Origin of the sequence: Streptomyces bluensis, assembly GCF_014650715.1 — a bacterium.
GTDB lineage: Bacteria > Actinomycetota > Actinomycetes > Streptomycetales > Streptomycetaceae > Streptomyces > Streptomyces bluensis.
Window position 1 is genome coordinate 1,081,212 of sequence record NZ_BMVM01000002.1, and the last position, 23,272, is coordinate 1,104,483.

Here is a 23,272-nt window from a genome sequence, read left to right on the forward strand (position 1 = left end):
GTGTGTGTTCATGACGGCTGGGACGGTCACGGTCTTCCAGGGCAGCCGCTCCCGGTCGTGGGCGGGGGCGGTGCTCGTGGTGCTGCTGGCCGCCCTGCTGCATCTGCTCGCCTGCTCCCACGGCCCGACACCGACGGCCACGGGCCGCGTCGACTCCCCGTCGGCGGCTGCCGCGTCCCCGTCCTGCGGGCAGCCGTCCGGCACGCCGCACAGCGCTCACCGTGAAGGTGAGCAGCGGAGCGTAGAGGGCTCGGGCGGTGCGGCGGGCTGCCTGGACCGGGACGAACCCATCGTGCAGCCGCCCCGTGGTGTGGCCCCTGCGGCACCGGCCCTCCAGACCGAGCCCGCCGTCGAGCACGGCGAACCGCAGCCCTCCTCCGTTCGCGCGGGCGCGCCGCCACATCCAGGCGCCGCGCCGTCTCCCGCCGGGCAGGCACGAGCCCGCCTGGGCGTGTGGCGGACCTGACCGACATCTGAAGCCGCACCGACGGACCGAGCGGCGAGCCACGCTCCCGCCGAGCCACCGCACCCGTCGAGCAGTCCGACCCACCGCGGCCGTCGATCAGTCCCGCCCTCCTGGCCGGATCCCCCTTCCGTCCGGTCACCACCACCATCCGGTCGGCCTGCCCTGCGCCCGCCGACCGCGGGAGAGCCACGCCATGAACCACCCCATGAACCACGCCATGAATCACGCCATGAATCACCCCATCCGCACCACCGTCCCCGACTGCCCCGCCCAACTCCTCGCCGAGGCCAAACGCCCCACGCTCACCCCGGCCGGGCTGGTCGGCGACACCCCCGTCCTGTGGATCGGAGAGCCCTTCACCCCCGCCGGACACGGCTTCTGGGCGAAACTCGAAGGCCACAACCCCGGCGGCATCAAGGACCGCACCGCCCTGCACATGGTGCGGGCGGCCCGGGATCGGGGCCTGCTCCTGCCCGGCGCCCGCATCGTGGAGTCGACCTCCGGGACCCTCGGCCTCGGACTCGCCCTGGCCGGGGTCACCTTCGGCCACCCGGTCACCGTCGTCACCGACCCCGGCATGGAACCGTTGATGACCGGGCTGCTCACCGCGTACGGCGCCGACGTCCAGGTCGTCGACACCCCGCACCCGGACGGCGGCTGGCAGCAGGCCCGCCGTGAACGCGTCGAGGGCCTGCTCGCCGCGTACCCGGACGCCTGGTGCCCCGACCAGTACCACAACCCCGACAACGTGGCCGCCTACGCACCGCTCGCCCGTGAACTCGTCGCCCAGCTCGGCCGTATCGACGCGCTGGTGGTGTCCGTCGGCACCGGCGGCCACTCCGCCGGGATCGGCTCGGTGCTGCGCCGCTACTTCCCCTCCCTGAGGATCGTGGGCGTCGACACCACGGGATCGACGATCTTCGGGCAGCCCGCCGGGCAGCGGCTGATGCGCGGCCTGGGCAGCAGCATCTACCCCCGCAACGTCGCCTACGACCTGTTCGACGAGGTCCACTGGGTCGCCGCCCCCGAAGCGGTGTGGGCGGCCCGCTCGCTGGCCCGCTGCCGGTACGCCAGCGGCGGCTGGAGCGTCGGCGCGGTCGCCCTGGTGGCACGCTGGCTGGCGGGCCGGATGCCGGCCGAGGCACGGATCGTCGCGGTGTTCCCCGACGGGCCGCAGCGCTATGTCGGCACCGTCTTCGACGACGCCTACTGCCGTACGCACGGACTGCTGCACGGTGAAGTGGCCGACGAGCCGGAGGAGATCGCCCACCCCGGCGAGACGACCGTCGCCCGCTGGACGCGTTGCACCACGGTCGTCGACCCCCTGGCCGCACAGTTCGGCAAGGAGCACGCCGGCCGCGAGCGCCTCACGGTGGAGGTGTCGGTGTGAGGGCTCTGTGGCGGCAGACCCGCTCCTTCCCGCCGGCCGTGAGGCTGTTGATGGCGAACCAGTTCGCCATCAACCTCGCCTTCTACATGCTCATGCCCTACCTGGCCGCCCATCTGTCCGGCGAACTCGCGCTCGCCGCCTGGGCCGTCGGTCTGGTGCTGGGCGTGCGCAACCTCTCCCAGCAGGGCATGTTCCTCATCGGCGGCACCCTCGCCGACCGCTTCGGCTACAAGACGCCCATCCTCGCCGGGTGCCTCCTGCGCACCGTGGGCTTCGCGCTGCTCGGCTGGGTCGACCATCTGCCCGCACTGATCGCGGCGTCCGCCGCGACCGGCTTCGCCGGGGCCCTGTTCAACCCTGCCGTGCGCGCCTACCTCGCCGCCGAGGCGGGAGAGCGGCGCGTGGACGCCTTCGCCACCTTCAACGTCTACTACCAGGCGGGCATGTTCCTCGGCCCGCTGGTCGGACTGGCCCTGCTGGCCGCCGACTTCCGCCTGGTGTGCGCGGTCGCGGCGGCCATCTTCGCCGTACTGACCGTGCTGCAGTGGCGTGCGCTGCCCGACCACCGCGGTCAGACCGAGGGCCGGGGCGGGGTCCTGGCCCAGTGGCGCACGGTGGTCGCCAACCGGCCCTTCCTGCTCTTCGCCGCCGCGATGATCGGCTCGTACGTGCTGGCCTTCCAGGTCTACCTGGCTCTGCCGCTGGCCGCGTCCGACGCTCTCGGCGCGCACGGCACGGCCGCCACCAGCGGGCTCTTCGTCGTCTCCGCCGCGGTCTCCGTCGTCGGCCAACTGCGGCTGACCGGCTGGGCGAAGACCCGGTGGCGGCCCAGCCAGGCGCTGGTGCGGGGACTCACCGCGATGGGTCTGGCGTTCCTTCCGCTCGCGCTCACCCCACCCGGTTCGTCAATGGTCGTCCTCGCGTCGCTGGTCACGGCGGTGGCGCTGCTCGCGGCCGGCTCCGCCGTGGTCTACCCCTTCGAGATGGACACCGTCGTCGCCCTGTCCGGCAACCGCCTGGTCGCCACCCACTACGGCCTCTACAACACCGTCTCCGGCCTGGGCATCACCCTCGGCAACCTCGTGACCGGCGCCCTGTGGGACTTCGCCGAGCGGCATGACGCCCGCTGGCTCACCTGGGGTGCCCTGACCGCCACCGGGCTGGTGTGCGCGGCCTCGGTCGCCGCCCTCGCCCGCACCGGCCACCTCGGCGCCGGGCCCCGGGTCGCTGCAAGGGGAGCTTTAGTCCGCCGTCCCACGATCGACCGACCATGACTTTCCCTGGAGGGGCGGCAAAACGATGACAGCAGAGCTGACCGCACAGGTGTGCGTGGTCGGAGGGGGACCCGCCGGGCTCACCCTGGCCGTGGAGCTCGCCAAGCGTTCCGTGTCCGTGGTGGTGCTGGAGCAGAGCGGGCACTTCAACCGGTCGTTCCGCGGCGAGTCGGTGTCCCCGGACTCGGTGTGGCTGCTGGACCGGCTCGGACTGCTCGGCCGGCTCGACGGAACGTACGCGCAGATGCACCGTATGGAGATCCTCGACTCCGGCAGCACCGTGCTGAGCGTCGACTTCTCCGACTTCCCCTACCCCCACCCGTACCCGGTGGAACTGCCCCAGCCCGCCCTGCTGTCCGCCCTCGCCGACGCCGGACGCGAGCACCCCGGTTTCACGCTCCGCCAGGGGGCCACCGCCATTGACCTGCTCCGGGAGCAGGGCGAGAGCGGCCCGGTGACCGGGGTGCGCGCCCGCACCCCCGACGGTGAACTGCTCGTGCGGGCCGACCTGACCGTGGCGGCCGACGGACGGTTCAGCAAGGTCCGGGAGATGTCCGGGCTGGCGTACGACAAGCAGCCGCTGGACCGGGACGTCATCTGGCTGCGGTTGCCCTTCCCCGAGGAGTGGGACAGCCACACGTACCGCATCCGCATCCGGGGCGGTGAGCACGGGCTGTTCATCCCCACCCACCCGGACAGTGTGCGGGTGGGCCTCAACATCGCCAAGGGCGGCCTGAGGGACCTGCGCGCCCAGGGGCTGAGCGCGCTCCACGAGAAGCTGGACCGGCTCGCCCCCGAGCTGTCGGCCTCGGTGCGCAAGGAGGTGCGGGGCTGGTCGGACACGTCGATGCTGGACATCTTCACCACCGTGGTGCCCCGCTGGTCCATGCCCGGTCTGGTCCTCATGGGCGACGCCGCGCACACGCTGACCCCCATCCTCGGTCAGGGCGTCAACCACGCCATCATCGACGCGGTCACCCTGGCGCCGCTGGTCGAGGAGGCGATGGCCGACGGCGGCGGCACGGCCGCACTGGCACGGGCCGGCGAAAAGTTCCAGCAGTCGCGTGAGGAAGCGGTACGTCTCTCGCGTGCCCTCCAGCTGCGCCAGGAGCGGCTGTTCGCGCTCGACGGCCGGCTGGGCGGTCTGGGCCGCCGGTCCCTCTACCGGATCGTGGACCACAACCGGGCCTTGCAGCAGCGGGTGCTGGCCAGGGCGTACTTCCAGGTGCAGGAGCCGGGTCCGACCGTGGCCCGGCGCGTGGTCCAGCAGCCGGCCTCGCACAACTGATCCGTCATATCCGGCGTATCCGTCGCACGGGTCGGCGTCCGCGTCCGTACGACAGACCGCTGCCCGGGTTCCCTTCGGGGGAACCCGGGCAGCGTCGGCCGTTCACCGGGGGTGGTTCACCAGGTGACGGGCAGACGGTTCAGAGCGTGCACCATCATGCCGCTGGTCATGGAGAGCTTGTCGACGTCGTCGGCCAGGCTCAGCTTCGGGAAGCGGCGGATCAGCGAGGAGATGGCGATCTGCAGCTCGGCCCGGGCGAGGGCGGCGCCCAGGCAGAAGTGCGGGCCGTGGCCCAGAGCCAGGTGGGCGGTGGCCGAGGACCGGGACGGGTCGAAGGCGTCGGGCGCCTCACCGAAGCGGTCCGGGTCCTGGTTGGCGGAGGCGACCGCCGCGATCACACCGCTGCCCTTGGGGATGGTGGTACCGCCGATCTCGACGTCCTCCAGGGTGATGCGGAACGGGCCGCCGTCACCGATGGGGTTGACCCGCAGCAGCTCCTCCACCACATGCTCGATCATCTCGGGCCGCTCCCGCAGCGCGGCCAGGTGCTCGGGGTGACGCAGCAGCGTCAGCACACACTTGCCGATCATGCTGACGGTGGTCTCGTGCCCGGCGACCAGCAGCGTGATCCCCATGATGATCAGCTCGTGCTCGCTGAGCCGGTCGCCGTCCTCGTCGTGCACGGAGACCAGGGCGCTCATGAGGTCGTCGGCGGGCTCCTCGCGCTTGCGCTGCACCAGCTCGCCCAGGTACTGGACCATCGCCATCCGCTGCGCCATCACCTCGTCGGCGGTGTGCGCGGTGAGCGAGACGAAGGCGTCGGACCAGCCGCGGAACTTCTCCCGGTCCTCGAAGGGAACGCCGAGCAGTTCACAGATGACCATCACCGGCAGCGGGAACGCGAAGGCGGGGTTGAGGTCGAGCGGCGGGGACTGCTTCTCCATCTCGTCCAGCAGCTGGTCGGTGAGCTCCTGGATACGGGGGCGGAGGTTCTGCACCCGGCGCGCGGTGAACTCACGCGAGACGAGCCTGCGCAGCCTGGTGTGCTCGGGCGGGTCCATCGTGAACAGGCTGCCGGGCACGGGCGGGGCCGGGGTGAGCTGCGGGGCCCCCTCGGCCAGCATCGCGGCACGGCTGAAGCGGGGGTCGGCCAGGACGGTACGGACGTCGTCGTAACGGCTGACCACATACCCGTCGTCACCGGTGGGCAGCTGGACCTTGGCCACCGGGCACTTGGCGCGCAGCTCCTCGTAGACGGGCGGCACCTCCACCGCCGAGGGACGGTGGAAGGGGTACTGGAGTCCAGGCTCCGTCCCGGTCTTGGTCTCGGTCTCGGCGGACGGCGATGAGGCGGTGTCCATCGGGTGGCCTCCAGGGTTGCGGACTTCGCAGACGTGTCGGGCGTCGGGTTTCGGGTGTCGGGCGTCGGGGGTGCCGGGTTTCGTGTTTCGGGTTGTCAGGCGACCGTCGCAGGAGCGCCTTGTGCACCGATAAAGCACGCCTGAACCCCTGGTCAGAGCGGTGGTGTCGTCCGTACCGGATGCGGTGCCGGATGCGGTGCCGGGTTCGACGGCGGCTAGGTGCGGGGTTCGGCGATGCGGGGTTCGGCGATACGGCGGCTCAGGGTCAGGCGGGTCGCGGAGACGGTCTCGCCGCCGTCCACGACGACTTCGACGGGGGCCGGATGGCCGAGGAACCCTGGCAGGCTCGCGGACAGTCCGTAGGCACCCACGTTGGGAAGCACCAGCAGGTCACCCGGGCGCGCCCCGGGCAGGTCCACGGCGCGCGACCGGACGTCGGCGGGCGTGCACAGCGGTCCGGCGAGCGTCACGAAGGACGGGTCGGCGGCCCCCGTGTCGCCGGTGTCGTCCGCCGCACGGTCGAGGGCGGTCAGTGGCTGGGCGGCAAGCGGCAGGAGACGGCCCGGACCGGGCAGACCGCCCAGATGGTTGACGCCGGCGTCGAGCACCGCGTAAGTGGTGCCGCGGCTGTTCCGCACATCGGTGACGGTGACGACCAGCCGTCCGCTGTCGCCGACCAGATGGCGCCCGGACTCGAACGCGACCACCGGTTCGCCGTGCCGCCAGCCCGGGAGGTGCTCGTCGAGGACGGCACACAACGCCCTGCGCAGGCCCGGGTAGACGGGCCGCTCGCCGGGGGTCGCGTACGGGGCCGCGAACCCTCCGCCGAGGTCCAGCAGGTGCAGCGGGATGCCGAGTTCGTCCCGGAGCCGGGCGGCGGTGCGTACGCCCTGGGCCAGTTCGGCGAGGAGAACGTCCTCGTTCCCGGCGTTGCTGAGCGGGACGAAGTGCGTGCCGATGATCCGCACGCCCTTCACCAGGAGCCGGGCGCCGTGCTCCGCCAGTTCGTCGAGGTCGAAGCCGAACCGGTACGGGCCGCCGGTCGTCCACGGCCCGGCCTGGCCGGGGGCGCCGGCGGCGTTGATCCGCAGCACGCAGTCCGCGGTCACGCCCCGGGCGTCCGCGGCGGCCCCGATCCGCTCCAGGTCGCCGAACGACTCGGCGGAGAAGGTGCGCAGGCCGGCCGCGATGGCCTCGTCGATCTCCGCCGGGACCTTGCCGGGGCCGGAGTACATCAGCTCCGCCGCCGGATGACCCGCCTGAAGGGCCACGGCCAGTTCGCCGCGCGAGGTCACCTCGGCGCGGGCTCCGCCCCGCCGGAGTTCGGCGACGAGGCAGGGGTGCGCGTTGGCCTTGAGCGAGTAGTAGATACGGGCCGGCTGGGGCAGGGACGCGCGCAGGTCCTCCAGTGCGGTGCGCACGCGGGCCAGGTCGTAGACGTAGAGCGGGCTGCCGTACCGGTCGACGAGCCGACGGAGCGTCAGGTCGTCGCCGGAGCGCCGCGTGGGGTTCTTGTCAGCGGACATCGGTGTCCTCCATGAGCCGTCGGCACAGCTCCTTGCGGTGGGCCTTGCCGGTGGGGGTGGGCGGCAGGGCGGTCAGGGCGTGGCAGACATCGGGGACGGCGAAGAGGGGCATGTCGCGGTCGCCCTCCGGGACCAGGGCCGGGAGGGATCCGACCCTGGTCGCGGTCATCGCTGCTCCTCGGGTGTCTGCGATCGGGCGGGCCGCACGCTGGGGTGTCCTGGGATCCGCCGTGCGGTGATCGTCGGTGCTTGGGCTTTGGCCTGGCTAAAGACCCGCGGGCGGCCCGGGGCCCGGGGTACGGGGCGGGCGGACACGGTCGTGCCCCGGCTGCCGTTCGGGCAGCCGGGGCACGTTCAACTGGTGTTCCTCAGCTGGTGGTTGTCGTGCTCGCCTCCGGTCGCGGGACCGGCGAGCCGGAGGCGGAGCCAGAACCGGAACCGGAATCGAAGCCGGAGTCGGAACCGGAGCCGGAGCCGAAATCGGGACCGGGACCGGAATCGGGATCGGCCGGGTCCGGCGGGGTCAGGGACCGGGCGACGATGACGACGCTCAGGATGAGCAGCAGCGGCACGCACATGGCCGCCCGGTAGGAGACGGCCGCCCCGACGGCCCCGACCAGGGGCGGGCCGACCAGGAAGCCCACGTAGTTGAAGAGGTTGACGCGGGCCACGGCGGTTTCCGGCGCCCCCGGCAGCCGCTGCGCGCCGATCACGAACACCTGGGGCAGGATCACGGACAGCCCCGCGCCGAGGACGGCGAAACCGAACGCACCGGTCAGGGGTTCCGGCGCGGCGGCGACGACGGCGAACCCGACGGCGGTGAGCAGGGCGCCCGCCCGTACCACGGCCACCGCTCCCCAGCGCTGCACCCAGCCGTCCCCGAGTCCGCGGCCCACCAGGGTGGCCGCCATGTACAGGGCGTACGGCACGGTCGCCATCGCCTCCGAGCTGTTCAGGGTGTCCTCAAGGAACTTGGCGCTCCAGTTGGTGGCGGTGGAGTCGGCGACGACGGACACGGCCATGATCAGGCAGAGCGGCAGCAGCGGCTTCCAGGGGACTCCACTCGGGCGAGCGGACTGCGGGGAGGACTGCTCCGCGGCCGGTCCGGCCGATCCGTCCCGTCCGTCCCCTCCGACCGGTCCGTCCGCCTGCCGGGTCAGGCGGGGGGCGACCGCCATCGCGACCGGCAGCAGCAGGGCGACCGAACCGGCGAAGAGGGTGAGCAGGGAGAGGTCCCAGTGGGCTCCGGCCCAGGCGAGCACGGCGCCGAGGATGCCGCCGAGGCTGGCTGCACCGTGGAAGCCCAGCATGATGCTGCGCCCGTAGCCGCGCTGGATCCCGACACCCGTCATGTTCAGGCTCGCCTCCATGGCGCCCACCAGCAGCCCGAAGACGGCCAGGCAGGCCGTGAGTTGCCAGACGGTCTCGCCCGCCCCGACCCCGGCCAGGCACAGACAGATCACGGGCTGGACCACGCGGACCACCACGGGCGCGGGAACCCGGCGCACCACACGCGAGACGGTGATGCTGCCGACGCCTGCCAGGGCCGGTACGGCCGCGAGGAACATCGGGAGCTGGGCGTCGCTGAGGCCGTAACGATCCTGGATCGCCGGGATGCGGGTGACCAGCAGGGCGAAGACCGCTCCGTGGACGAGAAAGACCAGCAGCAGCGCGGTGCGGGCCTGTCGCAGCCGTACCGGGATCTCCATGGCACCTCCTTCGGTGTTCGGTTCGCCGCCACTCGCCCGAGGGCAGCGCCGACGTGACCGTAGGGAGCGACGCTGAAGTACGGCTTGCGCGGCGGCAGAACGGAGAAGCGCCTCAGTGCCCCCTCCGGGCGGACGACGGGGGTTCGACGACCGGCCCTAGTCGCCCGGCGCCCCGACCAGGTTCATGTCCATGCCCATCAGATCGACGATGTCGACGTACCGGCTCACCACGTCCGAGAGCCGGTCGAGGAAGGCCGTCTCCTGCTCCCTGATGAAGAAGTGGCCGCCCGGCACCTCCACGGTCTCGCTGTCCCGAGTGGAGTACGGGGCCCATTCCCGTACCTCCGGGACGGTCACCAGCCGGTCGTCGACCCCGGCGAAGGTGTGCAACGGAATCGGCAGCGGGGTACGGTCCACGCCTCCGGCGCCGTCGCAGAGCATCAGGTCGTCCCTGACGACGGGCAGCAGGGCCGCCAGCCAGTCCGGGCGGTCCAGCAGTACCCGCGGCAGACCGCCCAACGAGGCCAGTCCTCGCACCAGTTCGCTGTCGTCGGCCCCGTAGCCGTGGGTGATCGGCGGAGCCGGCAGATGCGGGGCGCGGTGGGCTGCGAGGAGGAGGGCGAGGGGGAGCCGTTCGCCGCGGGCCCGGCGGTGCTGGGCCAGGGCGAAGGCGATGAGGGCGCCCATGCTGTGCCCGTACACCACATGGGGACGGTCGAGTTCCTCGCCGAGTTCGCGGTCCAGGTCCTCGACGAGCGCGGGGAGATCGGTGAAGCGCGGCTCCGCCATCCGGCCCTCGCGGCCGGGCAGTTGTACCGGCAGCACCTCCACGCGGGTTCCCAGCTGCCGCTGCCACCCCGCGTACACGGAGGCGCCGCCGCCCGCGTAGGGGAAGCAGAACATACGGAGACGGTCGGGGTGGCCCGTACCACCGCGCCTCAGGTATCGCGTCATAGTGCCCCGATCTCCTCTCGGTACGCGGTGGCCACCGAATGAGCGGGGGCCCTCAGTACACACAGCCAGTGCACACAGCGTCGCCAGTGGCGCTTAAGGACCGCCAAACGGCAGCGAACGGAGGTGACCGGCTCAGGCCGGAGCGGCCGTCAGAGGCAGGGCCGACCAGTCGTCGCCGCCGACCACGGACGGGGCCGGTGACTCCAGGGCCGGGTCGGCCTGGAGGATGGCCTGGTGCAGGCGCTGAAGCCGTATCGACGGTTCCAGGGCCAGCTCACGGATCAGCGAGCCGCGCAGCCGCTGGTAGGAACTCAGGGCGTGGGAGGGCCGGCCGCAGCGGTAGAGCGCCAGCATGAGTTGGGCGTGCACGGTCTCGTGCAGCGGGTGCTGGGCGGCCAGCGCGGTCAGTTCGCCCAGCAGCAACGCGTGCCGGCCGAGCCGCATGTCGGCCTCGATCCGGGCGTCGAGGGCGCCGAGCCTGGTCTCCTCCAGCCGCACCACCTCGATCTCCAGAGCCCGGCCGATCTGCACATCGGCCAGGGCGGGCCCCCGCCACAGTCCCAACGCCTGGTGCAGCAGCTGGGAGGCCTCACGGGGCGCTCCCTCACGCAACGCCGTCTGCCCGGCCACGGACAGCCGCTGGAACTCGACCGCGTCACCGGCCTGCGCCACGTCCAGCGCGTAGCCGCCGTAGCGCGTGCACAGCACGTCCTTGGGTCCGCGCACGGCGGCCGGGCCCAGGGCCGAGGCCAGCATGCGGCGCAACTGTCTTATGTACGTCTGGAGCGTGGCGGGCGCGGTCCGCGGCGGGGCGTCCCCCCACAGTTCGTCGAGCAGGGTGGACACGGTCACGACCTGGCCCGCGTGCAGGGCCAGCAGGGCGAGCACCTGACGGGGCTTGGCCGCGCTGGGCACCACGGACGTACGGTCGAGCTGGGCGACGAGCGGCCCCAGGACCCGGATCTCCATCTGGTTCTCCCTTCAGCCAATACCACAGCCAATACCACTCGGCAGCCCCAACCGCTCGGCTTCCTCGGCGCTCAACGATGGCACCTCGGCCCACGCCGCCCCAGTGAGCGCTTCATCGGCCGCATATGAATTACCGAGGTGGCGACCCATGACGGATTCACAGGGGAGCCATGAAACGAACACTGTCTTCGGTGCCCTCGATGCCCGAACAATCCCTGTATGCCGATCGGTGCGGATCAGTGCCGATCAGCTCACGGCGGCTGTGCATCCACACACAGCCGTTTCCGTGTTGGCCTGACCCTGTTCGCCGCCCCTGGCCGTCACCCCATGGCCGTCTCCCCTTGCCTGTCTCCTCCCTGCCCCTGACTGTCTGTCCGCGTCCGCCCGAGCACTGTCTGTCCGCGTCCGCCCGAGCCGCGCAGCGTCCCCCACCGCCGCCGCCTGGTACACCGTAGGAGCCGCCATGTCCGTTGTGAGCCCGTTCAGCACCACCGTGACCACGCAGGCCGAGAGACGCTGTGTCTCCTTCTGGTCGCTACGCGAGGACGTCCTGGTGGATACGAGCGGCCCGAGCGGTTCCGTGGTGCTCTCCGGGCGGTGGGGGGAAGTGCGGCTGCACGGGGCGGGCCCGTCGGTGCGTGAGACGTTGCGCCGGATGAGTCTCGGCCCGATCTCGCTGGCCAACGCGGTGGCCGGGCTGACGGCCGACGACTCCATGCACCCTCCCTCCGGGGGGCCGGAGACGGAGATCCTCGCGGTGCTGCACCGGCTGCAGCACCTGGTGGTGCGCTCGCTGAGCATGGAGGAGTCCGACCGTCTGCTGATGTCGGTGGTCCCGATCGCCCGGTCCGCCCGCTATCGGCCGGTCGCGGCCGACCAGAGCCATCCGGTGCGGCTGTCCCGTTTCGCGTTCCTGCACAGCGAGGGCCAGGGCTTCGTGCTGGAGTCCCCCGCGTCGCTGTACCGCGTGGTGGTGCACGGCCCGGAGGTCTCCTGGCTGATCGGCATGCTCGGCCGTCCGGTCACCGTCGACCAGATGGCGGCCTCCGTACCGCTGAGCAGCCCGGTGATCGCGGGCATCATCGCCCATCTGCTGGCCACCGGCATGGTGGTCCCCGCCGAGCAGCCGCACACCGGGGAGGGCACGCAGGGCGATGCCCCGGCGGGCGGCGGCGCGGTCCCGCACTTCGCCGAGGACGAGGACCCGGCACTGCTGTCGTGGTCCGCCGTCGACCTGCTCTTCCACAGCCGTTCGACGCTCGGCAGGCACGACGCGGACTTCGGCGCCACGTACCCGCTCGCCCAGCGCGTGGCCCCCGCCCCGGCCGTCAAGCCGCTGCCGGACGGCCCGCGTCTCCCCCTCGCCCGGCCCTGTCTGAGCGAGGTGGCGGCGAGCGACCCTCCGCTGACCACCGTGGTGGAGGAGCGCCGCACCGTCCGCTCCTTCGGCCCGGCCCGGCTCACGGCCGCCGTGCTCGGCGAGTTCCTGTACCGGGCGCTGAGGATCCGCAGCCTGTACGAGCCGGACGACGAGGCCGACCACCCGGAGTCGTTCAGCGACCGCCCCTACCCCAGCGGCGGCCGCGCCTATGAGCTGGAGTTCTACCTCACGGTCCGGGACTGCGCCGACATCCCGCCGGGCACCTACTACTACGCCCCGCTGGAGCACTGCCTGGTGCGGCTCGGCGACGGCGAGACGGACCCGACGCTGTCCGAGCTGCTCGCGGAGGCGCAGATCACCGCCGGGCTGACCGAGCCGCCCGCCGTGGTCATCACCATCACCTCGCGCATCCACCGTCTGGCGTGGAAGTACAGCGGCCTGCCCTACGCGCTGACGCTCAAGCACGTCGGCGCGGTGATCCAGAACCTGTACCTGATCGGAACCGCGATGGGGCTGGCCTCCTGCGCCCTGGACAGCGGCGACATCGAACTGGCCGCCCGCACCACCGGTACGGACTGGCGGATCGAGCCAAGCGTCGGCGGCTTCATCCTGGGCACATCACCCGAACCGTCATCAACTTCCCCCAGTTCTCCCACAGTTAGTACATGAGCCTCGCATTCCCCCCTTCGAATTTCAGCCAGTCCACCTAAACTGAGAGCACTTGATCCGGTACGCGTTGTGGGGGACGTTCATGGAGGCTGCTGCGCCGCGCTCGGGGAGAGACACCGACACGTCCTCTCGGGACATCTCCACCGGCGGCGCCGGCATCGCTGGTTCCGCCCTGTCGACGGCGGTGCGCGCGCTCGGCCTGAACGCTCCGCCACCCCGGCTCGCCCTGAGCGTCGTGGTGATCGTCGAGTGCGGCTTCGCCCTGGTGGGCTTCCTGAACGTCATGGCCGAGAAACCGGGCGCGGTCATCCTCGTCGTCTCGGGTCTCGTCTTCTGCCTCATCGGCCTTCTCCAGCTGGTCCACTCCTCGTACCGTCTGCGGCACTTCCGGGCCCGCTGGTACCGGTGGACCCTCAGCCTGCAGGCCGTGCTGACCTATCTGCCACTGTTCGTCCTGGGGCTCGGATGGGGCGAAATGGCCGGATTCCTGGGTGCCTCACTGCTGCTGGTGCTGAAACCCGTGGTGGCCTGGCCGCTGTTCGGGCTCGTCGCCATGACGGCGGCCGCCACGGGGCCGATGCTCGGTATGGGTGCCGCGGACTCGGCCGACATCACCGTCACCACCGTGCTGACGGGCCTGATCGTGTACGGGCTGAGCCGTCTCGCCCAGCTCGTGGTCGACGTGCAGGCGGCGCAGGCCGAGCTCGCCCGGCTGGCCGTCAGCCAGGAACGGCTGCGGTTCGCCCGGGACCTGCACGACCTGCTCGGCTACAGCCTGTCGGCGGTCACCCTCAAGAGCGAGCTGGCGTGCCGCCTCGTGCCGGCGACTCCCGAGCGCGCCCTGGAGGAGTTGAAGAGCATCCTGGAGATCTCACGGCAGGCACTCGCCGACGTCCGCACGGTGGCCCGCGGCTACCGGGACATGTCGCTGGCCACGGAGGCGGTGTCGGCGCAGTCGGTCCTTGAGGCCGCGGGCATCCAGGTGACCACGGACTTCCGCGGCGCGCCCACCGAGGGCGAGGTGAACACCATCATGGCGACCGTCCTCCGGGAGGCCATCACCAATCTGCTGCGCCACAGCAAGGCGGAGCACTGCCGGCTCGAAAGCTGGACGACCGCCCTGGGCGAGCTGGTCCTCACCATCGCCAACGACGGGGTGCAGCCCCTCCCGCAGAGCGCCGACGGCACGCTCGCGATCCCGGACGGCAGCGGCCTGGGGAACCTGCAGTTCCGGCTGACGTCCATCGGTGGCAGCCTGTCGACCGGAGTGGACGAGGCGGGCTGGTTCGTCCTGCGGGCGGTGGCTCCGGTCCGGTGGCCCGCCCACGACGCCCGGTGAACGGGCCGACGGCGCCCGTTGAACCGGCCGACGGCCCCCGGAACCGGCGTCTCACAGCCAGCCGCTCTCCCGGGCGACCCGGATCGCATCGACCCGGTTACGCGCGTTGAGTTTGGTAACGACCGTTGTCAGATAGTTCCGCACGGTACCCACCGAGAGGAACAGCCGTCCGGCGATCTCCGCCGCCTCCGCCCCGTCCGCGGCCATCCGCAGCACCTCCGCCTCACGGGGGGTCAGCGGGTTCTCACCGTTGTCGAAGGCCGCCAGGGCCAGTTGGGGGTCGATCACCCGCCTCCCCACCGCGACCTCCCGCACCGCGTCGGCCAGTCGGTCCGGTGGCGCGTCCTTGAGGAGGAACCCGCCCACCTGGGCCGCGAGCGCCTTGCGCAGCGTCCCCGGCCGGCCGAGGCTCGTGAGGATCAGCGTGCGGCACGAGGGCAGTTGCTGGGCCAGCAGGGCCGCGGCGCTCAGTCCGTCGAGACCGGGCAGGTCGACATCGATGACGGCGACGTCGGGGGCGCAGTCCAGTGCCGTACGGACGATGTGGTCACCCCGTTCGACCTCCGCGACCACCTTCAGGTCATCCTCCAGGGACAGCAGGGCCACCAGCGCCCCCCGAACCATGTGCATGTCCTCGGCTAGCAGGATGCGTATCACGAAGCTTCCCCACGTCAAGCTCGGATGATAAGGCCCATCTGTTTGGCGGGAACCTTACTTCATGAAGTGGAGGGTTCCGATGACGAGTTCATTTAATTCTCAAACCCAGAGTGTCGTTCTCAGACCCACTGGGCCACCTCAAGCCGCATGACCGTGGTGACGGTGTCCTCCTGCACGGCCTCCACCACGACGGGGGTGGTGAAGGTGCCCAGGTCCTCGTCCCAGCGGAATCCGTCGACGGTCGCCCGCAACCTGGTGATGCGGTCCAGCTCCGCGTAGTCCGTGAAGTCGGTGGCGATGGAGGCGACCGACAGGCTGTAGGGGTCCAGGGCGTGCAGCCGGGCGACGGCGGCGACGGCCAGCTGGCGCGCGGCCTCCATCTGCAGATGGCCCGGCACATGGTCCAGCGGATGGTCGAAGACGTGCGGATGACTGGTGTCCACCACCAACTGGCAGCCGAAGCGCCCCGCGTCGGCGACGGGCTCGGTGACGAACACGTTCCGGGCGTCCCGCCGCCCCACGTGGGACGGCTCGGCCGCCGTGAAGCGCGGCAGCAGGAAGCCGGGGTGGCCGGGCGACAGACGTCTGCTGCGCATGGCCTGGTAGGCGGCCTTGGACAGGATCAGCAGCCCGCCCTCCCCCTTCATCGCGGACCGTCCGTCGACCTCGATGTCCCCGAGGAAGCTGAAACCCTGCAGACGGCCGGCCTTGTTGCGCCGGGTCCGCACGCCCACGGTGATCCGCGCGTTGGCGGGCCGAGAGCCGATGCGCAGCGGTTCGAAGGCGGTGGTACGGAGTGTCAGGTCCCGGAAGATGAACGCGGAGTCCAGGTGCACCCCCAGGTGGCGGTGGGCGACCAGGACCCCGGCCTGACGCACCACTTCGACCATCAGGCTGAAGTCGTACAGCGGGGAGTTCTCCCCGATCAGATGGCCGCGCGGGAGCTGCGCGGCGACGGCGAAGGTGTCCTCGCCCGTCTCGGCCGAGTCGGTGACGAAGACCTCGGCTATCGAGGCTCTGTGGACCAGGGCGCGTGGAACGGTCGCGTCGTAGCTCAGCTCCACATGGTCGTTGCCGGGTGGCACCGGGGCCGTCCCGGACGCGGGGCTGGAGACGGGCACAGGGCCGGAGACGGGCACGGGGAGGGGCGTGGGCGCGGGGAGGGACGTGGGCGCGGGCGCGGAAAGGGACGCGGACGCGGAAAGGGACGCGGACATGGGGATGGTCATGGTCAGGGTCGATCCTTCCAGGGAGAGAGCACGAGCGGTGTGCTGAGCCGCGTCAGGGCCCGACGACCGGTACCGGGGTGATACGCGGCGGGCGCGACGGCAGCCGGGAGAGGAGCGCGTCGAGGCCGGCCGGGCCCGAGCGGGCCGCGACGACCCCGTCCGGCCGCAGGTACGCGCACCAGGGGGCACCGGCTCCGCCGAGGGCGTCGCCCGCCTCCCGCGCCACGGCGAACCCGGCGCCGTCCTGCGGGAGATCGGCGGGAGTTGCGTCAGCGGGCTGGATCCACAGCACCCGCACGATGTCACCGACGCCCCGCTCCCCCACGACGGCCGCGGCTCGCGCGGCGAGTTCCCCGGCAGGCGCCACCTTCGATACAGACCTTGGAGCGCCGTACACCAGCACGGTGTGCCGGCCGGCCGACAGGTAGGCGTGCAGCGACTGGGCCCTCGTGCCGTGCACCGGGGCAAGCGCCAGGTCGGGGGCGCGCCGCCCGAGCCGCAGGGCGCGCGGTACGGCGGCCGCACCGTCGAGATCGGCCACCGCCGGGCTCCCGGAGTGGTCCAGGTCGAGCTGGGCGAGCAGGGGGATCGCCTTCTTCTCCAGCAGGCCGGTGGCGGACAGCAGCCGCAGCACCGTGTTCCGCAGGAGCCGCGCCGCCGGATTGCGCAGCAGCCACATCTGGGTCTGCTGGTCACCGTTCGCGACCGCCCTGACGGACGCCGGGCGGCGTTCCGCCTCAAAGCTGTCGAGCAGCGCCGGATCGGCGCCGCGTACGACGCTCGCGAGCTTCCAGCCCACGTCGTAGCCGTCCTGGACGCCTGTGTTGAGTCCCTGGCCGCCGGCGGTGGTGTGGGCGTGCACCGCGTCGCCCGCCAGCAGCACCGGGCCCTCACGGAACCGGGGGGCGACCTTGGCGTGCACGCGGAAGCGGCTGGCCCACCAGGTGCTGTGCAGGCGCAGCCCGCCCGGGCCGCGTTCGTCGAGGAGGCGTTGCAGCAACTCCTCGGTGGGCGGTTCGGTCTGCCCGTCCGGCTCCATGTCGAAGAAGACGCGGTGGCCGTCGGGCTGGGGGACGATCACCAGGACGCCGTCCGGTGCGATGTGGTGCTGCACCTCGGCCTCGGCGGGCGCGCCCTCCAGCCGGCCGTCCCCGATCAGGAACATACGGTCGAAGGTGTGGCCCTCGAAGGGGATGCCGACGCTGTCGCGCACCAGGCTGCGGGCGCCGTCGGCGGCGATCAGCCAGGGCACCGTCAGGGTCTCCTCGCCACGGGCCGAGCGCAGCGTCACGGTCGCCGACTCGGCGGGGCCGCCCCGGTTCACGGTCACCGCCGTGACCTCGGTGTCCCACTCGACGGTGCCGCCGAGCTCCGTCAGCCGGGCGTGCAGCGCCCGCTCGGTCGCCGGTTGCGGTACGCACAGGGGGCCGGGGAAGGCGGTGCCCGTCAGCCCGCCGAAGCGCGCTCCGGCGAGGCGCCGGCCGTTCGACCAGTACGACGCCCCGGTCAGCGGCAGCGCCGTCTCGGCGATCTTCTCGGCGACGCCGAGGCGGTGCAGGCACTCCAGGGCGCCGCTCCACAGCACCAGCCCCTTGGGGGCGATGCCCGGACCCGGGCGCCGGTCGACGACGCGGCAGGGCACGCCGAGGTCCCGCAATGCGGCGGCGGCGGTGAGCCCGGTGGGCCCGGCGCCGACGACCAGAACCGGAACGGTCATCTCAGCCCGCCTCTCGCCGCGTCGGCGGCCAGGGCCAGCGGGCGGTCGAGGAGGGCCGAGATCTCACGGACGGTGCCGTCGGTGTCGGCGAACCGCACGGCATGGATGCCGAGTTCCGCCGCGGCCGTGCAGTTCTCCTCCGTGTCGTCGACGAACAGGCAGCGCTGCGGGGTGGTGCCGAGCCGTTCGAGCAGGATCCGGTAGATGGCCGGGTCGGGCTTGCGTACGCCCTCCCGGTGGGAGTCCACGACGACGTCGAAGAGTTCGTCGACGGGGAGCTGGGCGCGCCACAGCGGTTCCCATTCGCGGACGTTGTTGGTGAGCAGCGCGAGCCGGTACCCGTCGCCGCGCAGGCCGCGCAGGAACTCCAGGAACGGCTCGTTGGGGCGCCGGCCGCGGAACCACAGCTCGCCGAAGCCGCGCCCGTCCGCCAGGATCCGGCCCGCGTCCTCGGGGAGTTCGGCCAGGATCCGGTCCACCATCTGCCGCTCCGTGATCGCGCCGGTCTCCAGCGCGGCCATCGGTGTCTCCCCGTGGCGTTGCGTCGCCGTCAGGAACGCCTGGGCGAGGTCGCCCGCGTCGATCCCGGCCAGTTCGGCGAAGGCGGCGAAGGTCTCCACGAGCGGGTTCGTCAGCACGCCCCCGTAGTCGACGACGATCGTGTCGAAGGCCATGTCGTTCCCTTCTCTCAGCACGACGCGGCGTACCGACCGCGACCGTGGCCCGGACGGTTGAGTGGCTGTCATCGGACTGTCCCCCCTTGATCAGGGCTGCTCCGGGTTGTGCTCCGGCGTCCGCCTGACGCGGTGCTACGGACGCTAACGACAGGGACTTGCGCCGTGCCAAAGCGACGAACCGGGGTGATGCGCCCTGCCAAAGTGAGTGCGGGAGGACCTTCACAGGTCCTCCCGCACTCCGAACTCGCGTCGGTGCAGCCGTCAGTCGGCCAGTCAGTCGGTCGGTCGGTCGGTCGGCCAGTCAGTCGGTCAGTCGGTCAGTCGGTCAGTCGGACGACTTTCCGGCCGCCGCGCCGACCGCGGCCGCGGGTTCCTCCCGCTCCCGCGCCGCTGCCGGGTCCGGCGCGTCCGGCACGCCCGTCGCGTCCGGCGCGTCCGCTGCCGGCTCGGGGCGTTCCGAGCCGCTCTCGCTGATGCCGAACCGCGCGTGGAGCCGGCGCAGCGGCCCGGGTGCCCACCAGGTCGCGCGGCCGGTGAGGGACAGCACCGCCGGCACGAGCAGGGTGCGGATCACCATCGCGTCCATGAGGATCGCCAGGGCGACCCCCAGTCCGAGCATCTTCGTGTTGGTGATCCGGGACGTGCCGATGGCCACCATGACGACGGAGAGGACGAGCGCGGCGGCGGTGATGACGCCCCCGGTACTGCGGATGCCCTCCACGACGGCGGCCTTGTGGTCGAGCACGCGTTCCCGTTCCTCCTTGATCCGGGAGAGCAGGAAGACCCCGTAGTCCATGGAGAGCCCGAAGGCGAGGCAGAACATGAGCACCGGCAGTGCCGTCTCGATGCTCCCGGTCGGGGTGAAGCCCAGCAGCCCGGACAGGTTCCCGTCCTGGAAGACCCACACCACGGCCCCCAGCATCGCGGTCAGGCTGAGCGCGTTGAGCAGCACCGCCTGGACCGGCACCAGCACACTGCCGGTGAGCAGGAACACCAGCACCAGCGTGGCGAGCACGATGATGCCGAGGGCCCACGGCAGGCCGCGCCCGATGGCCGCCTGACTGTCGATCATGGCCGCGGTCGTCCCGGAGGTGTACGCGGGGAACGCCGTGTCCACGGCTCGTACGTCCCGTACCAGCTCCTTGCCCTCGTCGGAGACGGCCTCCACCCCGGGCACCACCGTGAGGTACGAGACGGCGCCGGAGGTGCGGCCGGGCTGCGCGGGCCCGGCGGCCCTGCCCTCGGTGTAACGGCCCGTCGGGGCGTCCACCCGCAGTACCCCGGGGAGCCGGGACAACTGCTCGGCGTAGCTGCCGAGTTCAGCGGGGGCCGCCTCCTTGGTGACGACCTCGACCACTCCGGTGGGGTTGCCCTGGAAGCCGTCGTTGATGTGCTGCTGCACCACCCGGGAGTCGGCCGACGCGGGGAGCTGCCGGTAGTCGGCGGTGCCGAAGTCGACGTTCAGGAAGGGCGCGCCGAGCAGGAGCAGGACGGCGAGGGTGCCGGTGGCCACCAGGGGTGCACGCCGCATCACCCACCGCGCCAGCCGGGCCCAGCCCGCCCCGGCCCCGGCGGGCTGCCGCGGCTCGCGGGAGCGGCGCCGGACGAGCCCCCGGACGTCCAGCGCGTCGATCCGGCGGCCCAGGACGGCGAGCAGCGCGGGCAGGACGACCAGGGCCGCCACGGCCGCCAGGACCACCACGCTGATGCCCGCGTACGCGAGGGAGCGCAGGAAGTACAGCGGGAAGACGAGCATCGCGGCGAGCGAGACGGCGACCGTGGCGGCGGAGAACAGCACGGTCCGCCCCGCGGTGTTGAGGGTGACGGCGAGCGCGCCGGGCATGTCCCGGCCGTGTCCGAGTTCCTCCCGGTAGCGGCGCACGATCAGCAGCGCGTAGTCGATGGCGAGGCCGAGGCCCAGGGCGGTGGTGAGGTTGGTGGCGAAGACGGAGACGTCGGTGAAGGACGTGAGGACGCGCAGGACCGCGTTGGTGCCCAGGATCGCGATGATGCCGATGCCCAGTGGGAGCAGCGCGGCGACGGCGCTGCCGAACACGATCATGAGGATGATCAGCGTGATCGGCAGCGCGATGGCCTCGGCGCGCAGGAGGTCCTCACTGATGAGGGTCTGCTGCTCGTGCTGGACGGCGACGCTGCCCCCGACGCGGACGGTGAGGTCGCCCTGCCGTCCGTCGAAGTGCCCGGTGATCCGCTCCTCCAGCGTGCGCTCGGCCTCCCGTTCGTCCCCGGTGAGCCGGGCCACCACCAGGGCCTCACGGCCGTCCTTGGAACGCAGCGCCTGTGCCCCGGTCTCCCAGTAGGAGGTGACCCCGGTGACGCCCTTCTCGTCGGCGAGGCGGGCGGCGAGTTCCCGTCCCTGACGTGCCGCGTCGGCGTGGTCGACCCCGCTGCCGGCCCGGGCCAGCAGGACGAGGTTGGGGCGGGCGCCGGGGAACTCCCGCTCCAGGACGTCCGCGGCATACGAGGACTCGGAGGCGGGGTCGACGACGCCGCCGCTGCCGCCGCTGCGCAGTCGGTCGGCCACTCCGCTGCCCAGGACGACGGCCCCGGCCAGGAGGACCACGGTGAGGACGAGCAGCAGCCGGGCGCGGGCGCCGGTCAGCCGGGCGAGGGCCGTGAACAGGCCGCGGGGCGGGGCCGTTTCGGGCGGCGGGGTGTCATGGGCTACGGGTGACATGGGGACTCCCGGGAGGTCTGAGCTGGTGAGGTCGCACGGAGCCGGAGCCGGAGCCGTACGCGGTGAGCACCGCGTACGGGGCCGTGCTCGCGGACTCCGGTGGGGCGCCGGTGGGAGGGCGCGGTGGGGCGCCGGTGGGAGGGCGCGGTGGGGTGCCGGTCGGAGGCGCCGGTGGGAGGGGCGCGACGGGGCACGGTCGGAGGCGCCGGTGGGGTGCGGTCGGAGGCGTCGGTGGGGTGCCGGTCTGGCGGCGTCCGGCGGCGGTCCGGGCGCCGTCAGCGGCGGCGCAGGTGGAACTGGCCCGGCGTGGCGGAGGGGACGCCGGTCAGGATTTCCCGGAGTCCGCCACTGACCACGTAGTCGCCGTACGGGGTCACGGCGATGGTGGTGGGGTCCTCGATCGGCCACGTCTGGTCCTGCACCGTGCGCGCGGTACGCCAGTTGTCGGTGGACCGCAGCACCACGACCGCGTCCCTGCCCGTGCGTCCACCGGACAGCGACAGGTCGTTGGCCGCGGCGACCAGCGAGCCGTCCGGGCGCAGCGCGAGACCGTCGAGGGAGAGCGGCGCACGGTCGAGGCGGACCTCGCTGACCACCGGCCGCGCCGACCGGGGACGGTCGATGCGGAAGAGCCGGCCGCCGTCGTACTTGCCCATGAGGAGGAAGCCCGCGGGGTGGTGGACGATCCCGTTCGGTCCGGTGTCGGAGGTGACGAAGCGGTCGTCCTGGATCACCTGGATCACCTTGCCGTCGCGGCTCACCACGCTGACGGTGTCCACCCCGGTGTCGGTGACGTAGAGGGTGCCGTCGGCGTCGACGGTGACGTCGTTGGCGCGCGGCTCGGGCTGACCGGCGGACAGGTCGACCAGGTGCCGTACGGCTCCGGTGGCCAGGTCGAAGACACCGACCCCGGACACCGGGGGCTGCGAGGGGTCCACCATGCCGAGCAGCCGGAAGAAGTAGTCGGTGTAGGCGGCCAGCATCCGGTTACGGGCGGCGTCCACGGTGATGCCGAGCACCGAGACCTGAGCGAACGGGGCGACCAGCGGCGTCACCGAACCGTCCGCCTTGACCACCGAGATCGTGCCCTGCGCGCTCGACCCGACGAGGAACGCCTTCCTGCGCGGATCCCAGGCGACGCCCTCCGGGTACACGCCCGGGGCGGTGACGGAGAGGGTGTGCGGCAGCGGGGAGCCCGCGGACCGGGACGCCGCGAACGCCGGCAGGGGGGTGGCGGCGAGTGCGCCGCCCACGGCGCCCGCGGCGCCGAGTCTGAGGAGGGTGCGGCGGGAGGCCGGAACTGACGCGTCCAATGGGTGCTCCTTCAAGCGGTGGTGACGGCCCCGCGGCGGCGAGGTCGGACGTCGGGTGATCGGCCGGCCTGCGTACGGCGCGGCGGAAAGGGCGAGGGCGGGGCAGCCGTCCGGGGCCCGCCGCCGACGGGAGAAACACCGAGTCCGGTTGCCCACCGGCCCGGAGGAGGGTCTCGACCGGCGCTGAAGAACCGCTGAACCGCTGCTGTACCTCGCGAACACCGTCCGGGGCGGGAGCGAGGGCGGGGCGGGGGCGGGGGCGAGGGCGGGAGCGGGAGCGAGGGCGGGAGCGAGGGCGGGAGCGAGGCGGGGACCGGGGCGGAGCGAGGCGGGGACCGGGGCGGGAGCGAGGGCGGGGACCGGGGCGGGAGCGAGGGCGGGGACCGGGGGCGGCCGATGAGTGCGCTTTGGCCTGCCGCAAGGCCCGCTGCCTAGCGTCCCGGTGAGTCAGCGCGGACAGCGCGGATGACGCGGACTGCGCGGATGACAGCGCATGCAGCCGGGCCGGACACCGGAGAGCCAGAGGAGACGAGTCTCGTGACGGTAGACGCCGTGGACATCGATGCACCCGAGCCGCCGCCGGCCGGGACCGGCACCAAGGATGTCCGTCGGGTGGATCGGGTGATCATCCGTTTCGCGGGGGACTCGGGTGACG

18 protein-coding genes are annotated in these 23,272 nt (G+C 72.4%); 6 read left to right on the forward strand and 12 right to left on the reverse strand.

Annotated features, from left to right (window positions below):
* Nucleotides 1-10 precede the first annotated feature (10 nt).
* The 4 genes from IE262_RS09890 (at nt 11) to IE262_RS09905 (ending at nt 4,418) form a co-directional block, all read left to right on the forward strand.
* Complete coding sequence (locus tag IE262_RS09890) at nt 11-466, forward strand: hypothetical protein (protein WP_189872782.1); 456 nt, start codon at nt 11-13, stop codon at nt 464-466.
* Nucleotides 467-695: 229 nt separating this feature from the next.
* Nucleotides 696-1,856 (forward strand): PLP-dependent cysteine synthase family protein, encoded by a 1,161-nt coding sequence (locus IE262_RS09895; protein WP_189872784.1) that lies wholly within the window; start codon nt 696-698, stop codon nt 1,854-1,856.
* Complete coding sequence (locus IE262_RS09900; protein ID WP_134041808.1) at nt 1,853-3,130, forward strand: MFS transporter; 1,278 nt, start codon at nt 1,853-1,855, stop codon at nt 3,128-3,130. The genes IE262_RS09895 and IE262_RS09900 overlap by 4 nt, the downstream gene beginning before the upstream one ends.
* Nucleotides 3,131-3,155: 25 nt before the next feature.
* Entirely contained in the window at nt 3,156-4,418 is a 1,263-nt protein-coding gene (locus IE262_RS09905; RefSeq protein ID WP_189872786.1) for an FAD-dependent oxidoreductase, read from the forward strand.
* A gap of 116 nt (nt 4,419-4,534) precedes the next feature.
* Here IE262_RS09905 and IE262_RS09910 read toward each other — a convergent pair whose 3' ends face one another.
* From IE262_RS09910 to IE262_RS09935, 6 genes are all read right to left on the reverse strand, one after another.
* Entirely contained in the window at nt 4,535-5,779 is a 1,245-nt protein-coding gene (locus IE262_RS09910; protein ID WP_189872788.1) for a cytochrome P450, read from the reverse strand.
* Nucleotides 5,780-5,994: 215 nt separating this feature from the next.
* The gene (locus IE262_RS09915) at nt 5,995-7,305 is read right to left on the reverse strand and encodes an alanine racemase (RefSeq protein WP_189872790.1); all 1,311 of its coding nucleotides are present in this window, start codon (nt 7,303-7,305) and stop codon (nt 5,995-5,997) included.
* Nucleotides 7,295-7,474: a hypothetical protein gene (locus IE262_RS09920; RefSeq protein WP_189872943.1), complete on the reverse strand. Its 180-nt coding sequence runs from the start codon at nt 7,472-7,474 to the stop codon at nt 7,295-7,297. The genes IE262_RS09915 and IE262_RS09920 overlap by 11 nt, the downstream gene beginning before the upstream one ends.
* Nucleotides 7,475-7,673: 199 nt before the next feature.
* The gene (locus tag IE262_RS09925) at nt 7,674-9,014 is read right to left on the reverse strand and encodes an MFS transporter (protein ID WP_189872792.1); all 1,341 of its coding nucleotides are present in this window, start codon (nt 9,012-9,014) and stop codon (nt 7,674-7,676) included.
* A gap of 156 nt (nt 9,015-9,170) precedes the next feature.
* Complete coding sequence (locus IE262_RS09930) at nt 9,171-9,968, reverse strand: thioesterase II family protein (protein WP_229877180.1); 798 nt, start codon at nt 9,966-9,968, stop codon at nt 9,171-9,173.
* Nucleotides 9,969-10,100: 132 nt separating this feature from the next.
* Nucleotides 10,101-10,937, reverse strand: a complete 837-nt coding sequence (locus tag IE262_RS09935) for an AfsR/SARP family transcriptional regulator (protein ID WP_134041818.1) — start codon at nt 10,935-10,937, stop codon at nt 10,101-10,103.
* Between the two features lie 463 nt (nt 10,938-11,400).
* Between IE262_RS09935 and IE262_RS09940 the strand changes: the two genes are divergently transcribed.
* Together IE262_RS09940 and IE262_RS09945 are read left to right on the forward strand one after the other, a co-directional pair.
* A complete protein-coding gene (locus IE262_RS09940; protein WP_189872795.1) occupies nt 11,401-12,987 on the forward strand; it encodes a SagB/ThcOx family dehydrogenase in 1,587 nt (528 codons plus the stop codon).
* Nucleotides 12,988-13,069: 82 nt separating this feature from the next.
* The gene (locus tag IE262_RS09945; RefSeq protein ID WP_134041822.1) at nt 13,070-14,326 is read left to right on the forward strand and encodes a sensor histidine kinase; all 1,257 of its coding nucleotides are present in this window, start codon (nt 13,070-13,072) and stop codon (nt 14,324-14,326) included.
* Between the two features lie 51 nt (nt 14,327-14,377).
* Here the strand turns inward: IE262_RS09945 and IE262_RS09950 are convergent, their stop codons facing one another.
* The 6 genes from IE262_RS09950 to IE262_RS09975 all read right to left on the reverse strand — a co-directional run bounded on the left by IE262_RS09950 (nt 14,378) and on the right by IE262_RS09975 (nt 22,617).
* On the reverse strand, nt 14,378-14,983 hold the full coding sequence (locus IE262_RS09950; RefSeq protein WP_134041851.1) for a response regulator transcription factor: 606 nt from the start codon (nt 14,981-14,983) through the stop codon (nt 14,378-14,380).
* A gap of 119 nt (nt 14,984-15,102) precedes the next feature.
* A complete protein-coding gene (locus tag IE262_RS09955; RefSeq protein WP_189872797.1) occupies nt 15,103-16,212 on the reverse strand; it encodes a ScbA/BarX family gamma-butyrolactone biosynthesis protein in 1,110 nt (369 codons plus the stop codon).
* A gap of 52 nt (nt 16,213-16,264) precedes the next feature.
* Nucleotides 16,265-17,929, reverse strand: a complete 1,665-nt coding sequence (locus tag IE262_RS09960; protein WP_189872799.1) for an FAD-dependent monooxygenase — start codon at nt 17,927-17,929, stop codon at nt 16,265-16,267.
* Nucleotides 17,926-18,603, reverse strand: a complete 678-nt coding sequence (locus IE262_RS09965) for an HAD family hydrolase (protein WP_134041828.1) — start codon at nt 18,601-18,603, stop codon at nt 17,926-17,928. Before IE262_RS09965 ends, IE262_RS09960 begins: the two co-directional genes overlap by 4 nt.
* A 328-nt stretch (nt 18,604-18,931) precedes the next feature.
* On the reverse strand, nt 18,932-21,304 hold the full coding sequence (locus IE262_RS09970; RefSeq protein WP_189872801.1) for an MMPL family transporter: 2,373 nt from the start codon (nt 21,302-21,304) through the stop codon (nt 18,932-18,934).
* A gap of 275 nt (nt 21,305-21,579) precedes the next feature.
* Nucleotides 21,580-22,617, reverse strand: a complete 1,038-nt coding sequence (locus tag IE262_RS09975) for an SMP-30/gluconolactonase/LRE family protein (protein ID WP_189872803.1) — start codon at nt 22,615-22,617, stop codon at nt 21,580-21,582.
* Between the last annotated feature and the right edge of the window lie 655 nt (nt 22,618-23,272).